The 14,357-nt window shown below is 44.9% G+C and carries 10 protein-coding genes; all 10 read left to right on the top strand.

The annotated features are described in order from the left end of the window. Positions 1 to 19 precede the first annotated feature (19 nt). Complete coding sequence (locus E8L22_RS21915) at positions 20 to 1,075, top strand: collagen-like protein (protein WP_198420198.1); 1,056 nt, start codon at positions 20 to 22, stop codon at positions 1,073 to 1,075. A gap of 284 nt (positions 1,076 to 1,359) precedes the next feature. Then, positions 1,360 to 2,172, top strand: a complete 813-nt coding sequence (locus tag E8L22_RS16250; protein ID WP_136526200.1) for an ABC transporter permease — start codon at positions 1,360 to 1,362, stop codon at positions 2,170 to 2,172. Positions 2,173 to 2,207: 35 nt separating this feature from the next. Continuing rightward, positions 2,208 to 3,515, top strand: coding sequence for an ABC transporter ATP-binding protein (locus tag E8L22_RS16245; protein WP_136526199.1), 1,308 nt, complete (start codon positions 2,208 to 2,210; stop codon positions 3,513 to 3,515). 1 nt (position 3,516) lies between these two features. Continuing rightward, on the top strand, positions 3,517 to 4,707 hold the full coding sequence (locus E8L22_RS16240; protein WP_246044712.1) for an alpha-2,8-polysialyltransferase family protein: 1,191 nt from the start codon (positions 3,517 to 3,519) through the stop codon (positions 4,705 to 4,707). Beyond that, positions 4,704 to 8,255: a glycosyltransferase gene (locus tag E8L22_RS16235; RefSeq protein WP_136526197.1), complete on the top strand. Its 3,552-nt coding sequence runs from the start codon at positions 4,704 to 4,706 to the stop codon at positions 8,253 to 8,255. The genes E8L22_RS16240 and E8L22_RS16235 overlap by 4 nt, the downstream gene beginning before the upstream one ends. Then, a complete protein-coding gene (locus E8L22_RS16230) occupies positions 8,255 to 9,643 on the top strand; it encodes a glycoside hydrolase family 99-like domain-containing protein (protein WP_136526196.1) in 1,389 nt (462 codons plus the stop codon). Before E8L22_RS16235 ends, E8L22_RS16230 begins: the two co-directional genes overlap by 1 nt. A gap of 137 nt (positions 9,644 to 9,780) precedes the next feature. Next, positions 9,781 to 11,754, top strand: coding sequence for an ArnT family glycosyltransferase (locus E8L22_RS16225; RefSeq protein WP_162604857.1), 1,974 nt, complete (start codon positions 9,781 to 9,783; stop codon positions 11,752 to 11,754). A 26-nt stretch (positions 11,755 to 11,780) separates the two neighbouring features. Next, the gene (locus tag E8L22_RS16220) at positions 11,781 to 12,728 is read left to right on the top strand and encodes a glycosyltransferase family 2 protein (RefSeq protein ID WP_136526194.1); all 948 of its coding nucleotides are present in this window, start codon (positions 11,781 to 11,783) and stop codon (positions 12,726 to 12,728) included. 4 nt (positions 12,729 to 12,732) lie between these two features. Next, complete coding sequence (locus E8L22_RS16215; RefSeq protein ID WP_136526193.1) at positions 12,733 to 13,377, top strand: class I SAM-dependent methyltransferase; 645 nt, start codon at positions 12,733 to 12,735, stop codon at positions 13,375 to 13,377. Between the two features lie 316 nt (positions 13,378 to 13,693). Then, positions 13,694 to 14,305 (top strand): hypothetical protein, encoded by a 612-nt coding sequence (locus E8L22_RS16210; protein WP_136526192.1) that lies wholly within the window; start codon positions 13,694 to 13,696, stop codon positions 14,303 to 14,305. The last annotated feature ends 52 nt before the right edge of the window (positions 14,306 to 14,357 follow it).

The raw sequence follows: 14,357 nt of genomic DNA, 5'->3' as shown, positions 1-14,357 counted from the left end.
TCCGCAAGGGCAAAAAGGCATGAGCTGGAAAGGAGAGTGGGTCGCCGGAGACTACAAGGCCGACGATAGCGTCCAGTACGAAGGCAGCAGCTACATCGCCGCAGCAGCAGCGACTGTAAACGACGTCCCCGGTACCAGCCCGGCTTGGCAGCTGGTGGCTGCAAAAGGAAATGCAGGTGCGCAAGGTCTTCCCGGCGCAGACGGTGCGACCGGTCCCGCAGGCCCGGCAGGTCCGGCAGGTCCGCAAGGCCCCAAAGGGGACACCGGCGCCACCGGTCCTCAAGGGCCGCAAGGCTTGAAAGGCGACACCGGTGCAACAGGCGCTACAGGTCCGCAAGGCCCCCAAGGCCCCGCCGGCTCACCTGACACACAAGCACAAATAATAGAAAAAATAGCAACAGCAACAACAGGGGCTGTTCTAACAATGAAACAGGCCGAAACAGAATCTGCGTCAGCGTTCAAACTGGCGGTTACAAGTTCAACAGGTCTGCCTAAGTTTGGGATAAGTGCAGACGGGACACTACTGATAAACACGTCAACGTTAGACTCAAGTGGCTCTAAACTTAATGTTGTCAACGAAAACAACAACAGCACTTTCGCTTTTGATTCATATGCAAACTACTATAGTTTTGGTGGGGGGGGGCTGTTCCGGTTTTCAAGAGGGTCCCACGCAGTAAAAGCGCCAGTCCAAAACGGAGATAGGCTCGGTTACTTCCTTTTCAGCGGCTATGACGGTTCAAGCTTTGTGAATTCCACGGGGGTAAGCAGCAAAGTAGATGGGCCAGTCTCTGCGGGTGTTGTCCCCGCGAAAATAGCATTCGAAACAGGAAACCCGCGCGTTGAGCGGTTGGTAATAAATTCGTCTGGCAATATTGGCTTAGGAACAAGCGCCCCTACACAACGGCTTGAAGTTAGCGGTGGCGTAAGAATTAACCCCGCGACAACTAAACCTACCTGTGACTCTACTAGCCGTGGGACGTTCTGGTTCACCCAAGGTACGGTCGGAGCAAAAGACCAGGTGGAAGTTTGTGCAAAGGATGCGGCGAACCAATACGATTGGAGACCACTCTATTAACAAAAAGGTCTTAATACACAGGCAATTTTGAAAAAGGGGGGGGCACCTGCACAGAGGTGCCCCCCTTTCGCTAAAGAAAAGAACTGTTTGCACCGCAAACGTCTTCAGGTAGGACGAATACGGAAGCCAACTAAGCTGATTTGAGGCAATGGGAAAGCAAACGCAGAGTGCGTTGAGAACGCGTGAATGGCAAACAGCCAAAGAGCCAACGGTTCCCTATAGAAATGGTTAGAAAAATGATGTATGGTAGCGCCTGAAATACTGCAATAACAAAAGGAACCCCAATGCAACACCTCAGGCAATTTTTAATTTTCATTAAAGAACTGTTTAGAAATCGCCATTTGATAGCAGAGTTAACAAAAGCAGACTTCAGGCAAAAATACCTCGGCTCTTATTTGGGCATATTTTGGGCATTTGTTCATCCCACCATATATATTCTGATCTTGTGGTTCGTATTTCAAGTTGGTTTTAAATCAAAACCTATTGAAGATTTCCCATTTATCCTCTGGATGTTAACAGCTATCACACCTTGGTTGTTTTTCAGTGAGTGCCTGCAGAATACTACCAACTGCATAATTGAAAACTCTTTTTTAGTCAAAAAGATGGCCTTTAGCATAGGGGTTTTACCAATAATAAAAATTCTCAGTGCGTTAATAATTCATATTTTCTTTGTGCTTGCAATATTTGTCATTTTTTTAATATACGGCTACACCCCTTCACTCTATAACCTGCAGGTCATATATTATATTTTTGCCACGGTTGTGCTAATCCTAGGCCTGTCATGGCTAACGTCCTCACTGATACTTTTTTTAAAGGATGTTGGGCAACTTATAATGATGTTGCTTCAGTTTGGCTTTTGGATGACTCCGATATTTTGGTCTGCGAAAAACCTGCCTCAGAAATATTTATCCATAATCAAATTAAATCCTATGTATTACATAATAGAAGGCTACCGCCAAAGTTTTATATACAAAACATTTTTTTGGGAAACTGATCTTCCCTATACAATCTACTTCTGGTGTTTCACTCTCTTTTTCTTTTTTGCTGGAGGGGTTATCTTCAGACGCCTCCGCCCCCACTTTGCGGACGTCTTATAGAACCCCTTACCCAAACCTAATAGGTAGGCAGCAATATGTCAGAGATTTCAATAAAAGTCGAAAATTTATCGAAAGTTTACAAGCTCTACGACACTCCCCAAGACAGGTTAAAAGAAGCAATAAGTCCTATCCGAAAAAAATATCATAACGATTTTTACGCATTACAAGATATAAACTTTGAGATCTTGAAAGGTGAAACTGTTGGCATCATAGGCAGAAACGGATCCGGCAAATCAACCCTTCTCAAAATAATCACCGGAGTTCTTACCCCAACAACTGGATCAGCCTATGTGAACGGCCGGATATCTGCCCTTTTAGAGTTAGGTACAGGATTTAATCCAGAACTCACGGGCATAGATAATGTTTACTTTAACGGCATGTTGATGGGGTTCTCAAAAGAGGAGATGAATTCACGGCTTGACAGCATTTTGTCTTTTGCTGACATCGGGGATTTCATACATCAGCCGGTTAAAACTTATTCGAGCGGAATGTTTGTAAGACTTGCATTCGCTGTCCAAGCTCTCGTAAATCCTGAAATATTGATTGTAGATGAAGCACTTGCCGTGGGTGATTCTCTATTTCAAAAACGTTGTTACCAGAAGATGGAAGAACTAATATCTAATGGCACTACCCTTTTATTCGTGTCACACGATCAAGAAAGCATTAGAACTTTGACGTCTCGTGCAATATTGTTAAATAATGGCAAACAACATATGACTGGTACTTCATCAGAAGTAATGCTCGAGTACAGACGACTCTTGCATAAATACGAATCAGGGTACTTGCGGGCGAAAACCGCTGAGGTTAAGCAATCACCTGCGAAGGAATCACCACAATCGCACGCTAGACGCTCGGACCTTTTGTCTTTTGGTGATGGTGATGCAGAAGTCTTGGAAGTGAAAGTTCTTAACATACACGACCAGGAAGATACGGTATTTTATCCTGGTGATCTGATACGGATTCGACTTACCTCCCGAATCAATAAAAGTATGAGTGGGCTAAACGTAGGCATTAGGATACGCAACAAAGAAGGTATAAAGCTATATTCGTGGGGCACACTAAACCAAGATCAGGCAATATGGGCAGGAATTACTGATGGTGATGTCTTTTGGGAAAAACAATTTGAAGCAGGCGAAGTTGTAACTGTGACAATGGAATGTAGTTGCTTGCTCGGCCAAAATCTGTACGAAGTACAGGCTCACATCTCGGAAGAGACTGACAAATATTATGGAGCTCAAAGAATGCTTCATTGGCAAGATGAAGCCGCTTTCTTCCGCGTAGCCATCACACGTGACTATCAATTTGGCGGTGTAAGCGATCTTAAAATGAAAGCTTTATTTTAATATGGGCAAAACAAAATACAGAGTCATAACCTGCCAGGGCACAATACAACTGGTCTCAGCAATTTGTGCAGTGCTCCTGCGCGATAAGCGCCGCACGACTAACTTCAAGAACATTCTGGTCGTTTATGACCTCTATTGTCCACAGTGCCAGATAGAATTTTTCTTTAAGACAATCGTTGAAATGGCGCAAACCATCATGGATTGGGAACGGGTAATTTATTTCGCGCCTGAAGATCTAAATGTAGCATTGCAATTTCAAGATGACGAAAAGAGTTTGAAAAGTTACATCCTTAGCAAGATTACAGCCCCATCAGTAGACGAAATATACCTGGGTACTGATGTTCATCCATCCAATCTAGCGATGATTAAAGCTTTTCCCGAAGCGTATAGAGTTTGTTTTGGGGATGGCCTTGGCATTTATATCCCTTCGAACTACTCCTATCTTACGAGAAACGAACCCAGTTTAGCTTCAGCACAGCAAAAATCGTTTTGGAATTGGCTCAAGCGTAAATTTAGCAAGAAGTACTCGCGAGCGTGTAAGACCTTCGATGAAGGATATTTTGTTTTTCCAGACATCTATAAAAAAAGGCCTCCATTCCCATTCAAGTTAGTTCCCAAAGAACTCGTGAGAGACATTTTCTCTAAAATGGAGCCTATACTTGATAGAAACGAAGTCGATATCCTTCTAGATAAGCTCAGAGGCAAAAACGTCACAGTATTAATGACATCCAACTTCTCTGAAGCGCAAAGAATGTCCTTGGATAGTGAAATTGAAGCTTACAAAAGATTTATTTCTGACCAGCAAAATAGTTCAGACAATGTCTTGATAATCAAACCACATCCACGAGATGATCTATCAAAAATCAACAAATTAATAGAAGCACTTGATGACCTTTTTGATTATGTCCTGTGTATGAAAGACGATATCTTACCATACATACCATTCGAACTTTTTCTTCAAAAGCTTCAAGCGACTTCGCCACCACCACAAAATATTTGTGTATGCACTTTCAGCACCTCATTCATTTCCTTAAAATTACTTTTCAACGTTGAAACTAAAATAGGTTTTGGCTCTACATTAGTGTCTGAGTTTTTTTTCGCACACAGCGCCGAGGACAGAATAAAACACGAAACCGACTTAAGTGATGTATTCAGTACACTTACCTCATCGTTAATGGAAAATCAAAGATGAACAAAGTTAAAATACTATACGTTTCTCACTCCCCATTTATAAACGGGGCTGAAATGTGCCTCCTTACACTTTTGAAACACCTCGACAGGACAGCCTTCGATCCTGTAGTGGTTTTCCCTAGTGATGGCCCCCTAGTTAATGAAATCAAGGACCTGCAGATCAAGACCTTTATTGTGCCACTAGAACGGTGGATCAGGTATTCGTTTGACAATACCTTGAAAGAGTCTTGTTTGAATGACCGAGTCGAAGCGATAGCAAGTATCATACGAAGTGAAAATATACAGCTAGTCCACACAAACACCTCAGTTGTTATAGAAGGGGCGATTGCTGCAAGCTTAGTCGGGGTCCCGCATATCTGGCATGTGCACGAAACGCTGGTTGGGCACCCAGAGCTGATCCCAATGTACCCGTTACCCTTAATTTTCAATGCAATGTCATTTCTTTCAGACTACATTGTTTCAGTTGCTGCATCGGCTCAAAGACAATTTGAAGGAATCATCAGCAGCGATAAACTTATCACAATCCATAATGGAATATCTCCGCGCATATTCCCTAAAGATTTAGAGGTAGATAAGCGCAAAGATCTCCATCTTTCAGAAAACTTAATTATTATTACAGTTGGGGAACTTACAGAACGAAAAGGGTATCCAGCCTGGCTACAAGTTGCCTCAGCAGTTACGAGGAAGAATCAAAATGTGCAGTTCTTGTGGGTCGGCCATGCGTCTGAATCTTCTATCTCTGATTTTAACCGAATAGTAACCGAACTGCATCTTGAGAACACAGTCAAGCATCTTGGTTTCCGGCGTGATGCGCAAGATCTTATTAAATCTGCTGACATTTACCTTTCCACCTCTATCAACGAAGCTTTCCCGATGGTTATCCTTGAGGCGATGGCAGCTGGGAAAGCTGTAATATCAACTGATTGTGGAGGTTCAAAGGAAGGAATCATAGATGGAGTTACCGGTTTTATAGCTGATGTCAACGATGTTGAAAACCTTTCTGAAGCTATTCTTAGACTGGCCAGCGATAAGGACATGCTCACCAAGTTAGGAGAAGCTGCTGCTGATCATTTCTTGAACAACTTTACGGCTGAGATCTACGCTCAAAAGTTTTGCAAACTGTATAAAGAAGTATTAGCTGCCGACCACAGCGCAAGAAAAAATACGACTTTCCACCACCTAATCAGCCAGCTTGTAGTTATGCACCAATCGCACTCGAACAATTTAATGCAACTCAAAGAATCTTTTGAACGAATTGAACGACTTCAGGTTGAAGTAGCGCATCATTCAAACATTACGGTGCAGCTATCGAATCAAATAAATGCGATGAAAGCCACCATTACGCAAAAAACACATGAAGTGGCCTTTTTACAAAAGAAATTGCAAGAAAAAGAAAATACAATAGTCAATCAAAGCCTAGCAATAACAAACTTGCACAATTCAGCAAGTTGGAAAATCACTGCTCCCCTCAGAAAGATTTACGATTTCTTGAATATTGGCCCCACGTTAAATGGTACTAGCACCTGTTCTAAATACTCAACCGACACCCAACCTTTAGGACCCGTTCTCAATGGGCTCGAGACGTATCCTACGACTATTCCCCCAAAAGAAATTCTTGAGTTTCCAATCAGCGTTAGCCCTACAGTCAGCATCATTATCCCAGTATACGATCAATTTGAATACACTTTTTCCTGTTTAACTTCTATTTTAAAAAATACATCAGAATCAGAATATGAGATAATCATTGCTGATGACTGTTCCAACGATGAAACAAAAGATATCCTTAATTATGTTTGCAATATAACGCACATCAGAAATAATACGAACCTTGGTTTTTTGCTTAACTGTAATAATGCGGCCGTAAAAGCAAGGGGCAAGTATATCCTTTTCCTAAACAATGATACAAATGTCCAAAAGGATTGGTTGATAGCCCTTACAGAAATTCTCGACAAGAATCCTGGCATTGGCATGACGGGCTCAAAGCTCGTTTATCCAGATGGCCGGTTACAAGAAGCAGGTGGCATCATATGGAACGATGCCAACGGGCAGAATTATGGCAGGCTCGATGACCGTACAAAGCCCGAGTATAACTACCTAAAAGAGGTAGATTACATCTCCGGCGCCAGCATCATGGTAAGGAAGGAATTGTGGGATCGTCTTCATGGTTTTGACGAGCGTTTTGCTCCAGCATACTACGAGGACACCGACCTCGCCTTTTCAATCAGAAAACTCGGCTATAAGGTTGTTTATCAACCTAAATCCGTCGTTGTGCACTTCGAGGGAATTTCACACGGCACCGACTTGGGCAGCGGAATCAAAAGCTACCAGGTGCGCAACAAGAATTTCTTTTTAGAAAAATGGCGTGAGGTCCTTGAATCCAAGCACTTCCCCATGGACACTGATCTCTTTCTTGCTCGCGATAGAAGTAGGAACAAGAAAACTATCCTCTTCATCGACTACCAAGTCCCGCTTTTCGACCAATTTGCCGGTTCCCGTACAAATTACATGTACCTTCGCATGCTCTTGCATATGGGATTCAACGTGAAGTTCATCGGCGCCGATTTCTACCATATTGAGCCATATTCAACAGCCCTTAATGACCTTGGCATTGAGACTCTAGATGGTGACTGGTACAGAGAGAATTGGAAACAGTGGATATTGCAAAATGCTCAATATCTTGACTACGTGCTATTAAACAAGCCTGATCCAGCCAACATGTTTTTAGATTTCATCAAGGAAAATACAGATGCTAAAATTATTTATCAGGTTCACGATTTACACTACCTGCGTTTAGAGCGAAAGTATGAGGTTGAAGGGGATAAAAAGGTCCTCTCCGAGGCCAAGAAATACAAAGACATCGAATCCGACATCTTTTCAAAAGCCGATATGGTCTTCACCTTTAGTACCGAAGAAAATTCAATAATCAGCAAATCCTTCCCAGAGGTAAATGTCAAGACAGTGCCCCTGTATTTTTACGAAGACTTCCCGCCTGTTTCTTATGAATTCGAGAACAGAAGCTCTGTTTTGTTCGTAGGCGGTTTTGCGCACACTCCCAATATCGATGCGGTATCTTGGTTCTGCAAGGAGATCCTGCCGCTTGTGCATCCGGCTGTTCCCAACCTTACCTTTAAGGTCATCGGCTCCAATCCTCCTCCGGAAATCCGTTGTCTAGCATCCAACCGCATCCAGATACTAGGTTTTGTCACAGATGAACAGTTAAAGCAGCATTATCAAGCCAGCAGACTCGTGGTGATCCCTCTTCGCTTCGGTGCCGGTGTAAAAGGCAAGACTCTAGAAGCGATGTATTACGGATTGCCCATCGTCTCCACCAGTATCGGGATCGAAGGGATCCCAGACATAAGCAACGTCATTTCCCCTACCGACGATGCAGAGGCTTTCGCAAAGCGGATTATTGATTTGTACCAGTTCCCCAAAATCCTTGAAGATGCCAGCCGTAACAACAGGGACTTTATTCGTAGTCGCTACAACTTCATGTCGGCCCAAAAATGCATAGAGGGAATTTTTACTGAATTAGGAATGAATCAATAATGGATACTTTAGATCTCAGAACTATTGCAATGTATCTCCCTCAATTTCACCAAATCCCTGAAAATGATCAGTGGTGGGGTGAGGGCTTCACAGAATGGACGAACGTAAAAAAATCAAAGCCCCGCTTTGAAGGTCACTACCAACCCCACGTCCCTTCGGATCTTGGATATTATGACCTTCGTGACCCGTATGCGAGGTCGAAACAAGCTGAGCTAGCGAAGGCTTATGGCATCAGTGGCTTTTGTTATTACCACTACTGGTTCAACGGAAAAAGGTTGCTCGAACACCCATTCAACGAGGTGCTTGCCAATGGTGAACCTGATTTTCCGTTCTGTCTCTGCTGGGCCAATGAGAACTGGTCCAGGCGCTGGGACGGCTCCGAACAGCAATTGCTTATGGAGCAAAAATATAGCGACCAGGACAGCCTCGATTTCATAAACAGCCTGATTCCAGCCTTTCGAGACAAACGCTACATAAGAGTAAACCAAAAGCCGCTACTTCTTCTATATCGCACAGCGTTGCTACCAGACGCCAAGCGAACGGCGGAAATATGGCGTGAGGCAATGATAAAAGCAGGGATCGGTGAGATCTATTTGGTAAGGGTTGAGAACCGAATGGATAACCTGGACGAAGCCGAGATTGCCCCATCCGACATTGGCTTCGATGCAGCGATGGAATTTGCGCCATACTGGGGAAGTATCGGAAAGCAGATAACAAATCTCAGTGACTGCGGGCTGCCCCCCCAGCAGCTGGAAGATGATTTAAGGGTATACGATTACACCCAGTGCATGCTCAACATGCTTAGCAAGCCCAACCCGTCGTACAAACTGTTCCGAGGTGCCTTTCCATCTTGGGATAACTCCGCAAGAAGGAAAACAAGTCCCCTTCTTTTCGTAAATTCATCTCCTGAATCGTATGCTTATTGGGTATCTCAGATTGCCCGATACACGCTAGAGAGATACTGCGGAGATGAAAGGTTGATCTTCATAAATGCCTGGAATGAATGGGGCGAAGGATGTCATCTTGAGCCGGATGAAAAATACGGCCAGAAATACTTGGAAGCACACCGACTCGGCTTGAAACTAGCAAAGGACGCTTACGAGGTGTCTTTGCAAAACAGGCTAAATCCTGCGCCTTTTCCGTCCTCGGTAGAGAATTGGTTTCAACTGTTAAGCACCTTGTATAAAGATACACAAGGACTTGGCCCCCAAGAATTAAAGCAATTGGACACGTTTATTCCCTCGCCGACGCTTGAGCCCCAGCAGCGGACTATGCAGTTGCAAAACCTGGTTGCAGAGCAAGAAAAGGAAATTCTCGCTCTGCATAATTCCGCTAGCTGGCGACTTACTGCGCCATTAAGAAAGATGTTCGACCTCCTATTCAAGTGAAAGCAACACTGTGTGGTCGTCAGCATGCTCTCAACAGAGTTGTAAGATGGCTACTGTCCCGCTACGCGGAGACGATGTAAGCAGTAGCAAGTAAACTTGCGTCATTCGAACGTTACATGACGCCGACAGGTCATTGCATGAATAAAGAACCTCATGTGTCCTTTTACGATTACAGCTTCGGCTTGATAGTCTCTATCATCGTGCCAGCGCTAATATACACAGCATTTGCACAGGCTTACTACTCGTTCTTGTCATTTGATGGCGCTATGAACATGCAAGTAGCCCATAATATCCTCGATTCAGTGGGATTCGCAACCACATACAACCACATCATCTACTTCGACCACAAAGTACAGACCGGTGCGCCGTTACTTTTACTGAACAGTCTCATATTTAAGGCTTTTGGCATCTCCAGCTTCACGGCTCAGCTTCCCAATGTATTTTATTTTTTGGGTTGCGCCTGCTTGATATATTTTTTATTGGTAAAGTTGACGAATAGATGGTTAGGACTGCTTGGAGTTGTTGCTTTTGCTACCACGCCTAATGTTTTTAAATTCGGCCTAAAAGGCTATGGTGAAATCGTAGCGCTATTTTTCATGCTTGCCGCACTGGTTTTATACACTCAGCTTGAAAAAAACTCCGTCCGTCCAATATTGTTGTCGTTAGGCATCGGACTCATGCTGGGACTCGGCTTTTTAACTAAAACCGTGGCCCTGATTATAGCCCCAGCCTTGACAGTGGCCACCTTTTTAGATCTTCTGTGCTTCAAACGAATACGCCCGAAATATCATCTAATAGTGTTACTTGCGGCCACTCTTCCTCTACTGTCTTTTGAATTGTACAAACTGGGCGCAATGGGATCCACCGATTATAGGCTATGGTGGAGTCATGAATTCAGCAACATCACGGCACAAGCCGGCATCACGCATAGGTTCAGCGACACCAATTCACTTAGTGCCAAGACGATTAAGCACTTTGAGATACTTGGTGATCAATTCACCACAAACCTGTGTGTTTTAGGAATTTTCCTTCTCCTTCCCTACCTAATGCCACTATACCGTTTAAAAAAATATTTATCCGCCTCCTTCACGATACCCGTTATCTACTTTACTAGTGCCACTTACTTCGTATGGTGGCTATGCATCACCCCGACCAGCAAAGCTTGGGGTAGACGCATCATAAACGGATACATTATCCATGAGATCCTTACCATCATCACACTTTACATTTTCGCGAAAATTATCAAAGCGGCTCTCAGCGAAAAAACGAACCGCACCCTCACTATTTTCACCTCATTCCTCGCCTACACACTTGCCATAGTATTCGCCTTAGTAGCCTCCAACAACCTCAGCAACTTCAAAATGGCCAATTCAATAGAAGAAAAGAAAGCAGACGCGGACGCTGTTGCAGCGAAGATCAAGTCTCTGCCCGCTTCCGCACGGGTTTGTGGCACTGGATGGTGGCAAGCATCCGTTCTGTCATTTTTATCGAATAGGATGTTCTATGACATCAGTGAGATTCCCCCCAGTAACAAAATAGACAACCTATATTTTGCAACAGATCCAGAAGCTTGGCTTGCCGCAAAAGAAGAGCTCCACGAAGTTCTTGATAAAACTGGCAACGAGGTCGTTATTAGCAAAAACGGCTATGCATTATATAAAATCAAACGTTTGTATCCTTTTGCCCCATTCACAGAAGAAGAGAAACATGCTCATTTGCTCCAAATTGCGGACTTCACAAAGAGCGATTACCAATATGTGAGAGGCCTCTATGAACACGAAGAAGGCTTAAGGTGGTCGCGGCAAAAATCGGCAGTTTTGCTGCAAAAGAGCGGTCAAAAAAATCTTGTTTTGCGCATTCAAATTCCAGACATGACAGGGTACCACACGAATGTTGTTCATCTACAGGTGGCTGTCGACGGAATCCGATATAGAGACATAAAAATCGACAGATCGGGTGAGTTCACCGCCAGCTTTCCCCTTGACCACGGTATAAGGGCTACAGGCCCCACAATTGTATATCTGGCTTTAGACAAAAAATGGGATCCCCATTCAGCTTCGGACACAAGACAGCTGTCTTTCATTTTGAAAAGCGTTGGTTTTACTAGTTGATACATCTCATAGCCTAGGGAATTTAAATGAAATTGCTAATACAGATCCCCTGTTACAATGAGGCCTCAACCCTCGCGATCACACTGGCAGACCTTCCGCGGGAGATCGCAGGGGTAGAGAAGGTTGAGTGGCTTATTATAAATGACGGTTGCACTGACAATACCGTTGAGGTGGCCATTGCCAACGGCGTGGACCACGTCGTTAGTTTCCCTAGGAATCGTGGTTTGGCGAAGGCCTTTCTAGCCGGGATTGATGCGTCATTGAAACTCGGCGCAGATGTTATCGTTAACACCGATGCAGATAACCAGTATTGCGCCGCTGACATCCAAAAACTCGTTGATCCTATCCTCGCAGGAAAAGCAGAAATTGTAATCGGCGCTCGGCCTATCAGTGAAATCGAGCACTTCTCCCCGATTAAAAAGGTGCTGCAAAAATTCGGGAGTTGGATTGTTAGGATAACAAGCAACACAAACATACCCGATGCACCTAGCGGTTTCAGGGCTATAAGCAGAAACGCAGCAATGCAGTTACATGTTTTCAACCAATATACCTATACGCTGGAAACAATCATCCAGGCAGGCCTCAAAGGGATGGTCACCACGTCAGTTCCGATTCGCACCAACGCGGACTTGCGCCCTTCACGCTTAGTGAAAAGCATATATAGCTATGTAAGACGCTCTGTCTTCACCATATTGCGAATTTTCATGACCTATAAGCCTTTACGCTGCTTTGCCATACCAGGAGCGCTCTGTTTTTCCCTTGGTCTTGCTATCGGACTCCGCTTCATGTATTTCTACATCTCTGGAGACGGTAGTGGGCACATACAATCCTTGATCCTTGGAGCTCTTTTGCTGGGCTCCGGTTTCTTCCTGGGAATAACTGGTTTGCTGGCTGACCTTATTTCTGTGAACAGAAAGCTGCTGGAAGACATCGATTACCGACTTAAAAAAATTGAGCTTTCCAAACCGGAGTAATTGGATGCTGCCGTCAAAAGGCCTGGTGATAACAGAAGATGGAATCATAGCCGGTAATTTTTATGACAAATACGGCTCCTCGAATCCAATTGCCCGTTTTTTAATGCAACGTTTTTTCGCAAGCGTTGAAAGGCTTGTCGCCATAACCCGAGCTCATGACATCCATGAAGTAGGTTGCGGCGAGGGACACCTCTCAAGACGATTAGCCAACGCGGGATACGCCGTTAGAGGATCGGACTTCTCACAGGCAGTAATAGCAAAAGCTGAAGCTTTGGCCCAGAGAGATGGAGTAGATACGGCATTCAAAGCATGCTCCATCTACGACATGCGGCCTGAACACGATGCTGCCGAACTAGTCGTCTGCTGTGAGGTATTGGAACATCTGGAGTCCCCTCAAAAGGCGCTCGAAATCCTGGCTGAGCTTGCCACTCCATATCTACTGGTCAGCGTCCCACGTGAGCCTTTGTGGCGCATCATGAACATTGCCAGGTTCAAGTACGTCGCGCAGCTGGGTAACACCCCAGGGCACATACAGCATTGGTCCCGGAAAAGCTTCCTTAGCTTTCTTTCCAGTACCTTTGACATCGTCCGCGTAGAAACCCCCACCCCATGGATTGTGGTGCTGTGCCGTGCAAAGCAATCGGACTAAAGCCTTATTCAAACACACAACCAGGGTGCTGGGATCGCTCCTAGTCCTTCTTTCTGGGTGGGTCGTAGCAAGTAAGCTATATGCGAACTGGAGCAAGATCTCGTCCCTTGAATCTTGCGTTCCCATAGCATTATTAGTTGCTTTTGGGGCCGTTGCATATTGCATCGTATCTTTCCTGCTCCCCTCCGCCTGGATCATTCTCATTCGGAACCTTGGCGCAGAGAATTCCTCTTCCGCTTGGTATTCAATATACGCACGGTCGCAGATCGGCAAATATCTCCCGGGGAACGTGTTTCACTTCGCCGGCAGACATCTTATGGGAAGAGAGCTGGGTGTCAGTCACAGCACCTTAGCAGGTGCTACAGTTTTTGAGGCAGCAGGCCTTATCGGGGGAGCCTGCACCGTGTCCATTATAGGCGGGCTTGTTGGTGGGGGCGGAGCATCAAGCGCTTTTCGTGCCGGATATTTTTTAATTCTCGCGGGGGCTCTAACACTCCCATTTACCATGAACTGGATGTTGAGAAGAAGCAGCCTCCGACACAGCCTTCAGCTACCTGCTGGGTCTTCAATTGACCTTCTGAGGGCTATGGCCCCTTCATTTCTGCGATACATGCTCTTTTTCTTCATGTCAGGTGTAGTCCTTCTCATGCCCCTCACATGTCTTTCAGGTTGGAAAGGGCTCGAAGTGGCAGGCATTACAATATGCACCTATGCGGCTTCATGGGTTGCAGGATACATCATCCCCGGTGCACCGGCGGGAGTCGGCATACGCGAATCGATCCTGGTACTGTCACTGACAAGTTTAATAGGAGAACCGCAAAGCCTGGCTGTCGCACTTATCTTTCGTTTTATAACGGTTACAGGAGATGTTTTATTCTTCTTATCGTCTTTTAGAACCACGGCCACGAACTTCACATCGGGCGAATAACAATTATGTTCTCGGCCCGCGCCACAAAATGGCAGGCGGCTGAAACCGCTCA

It is taken from the genome of Geomonas ferrireducens, from assembly GCF_004917065.1.
Lineage (GTDB): Bacteria > Desulfobacterota > Desulfuromonadia > Geobacterales > Geobacteraceae > Geomonas > Geomonas ferrireducens.
This window is presented reverse-complemented; position numbering and strand designations above follow the sequence as displayed.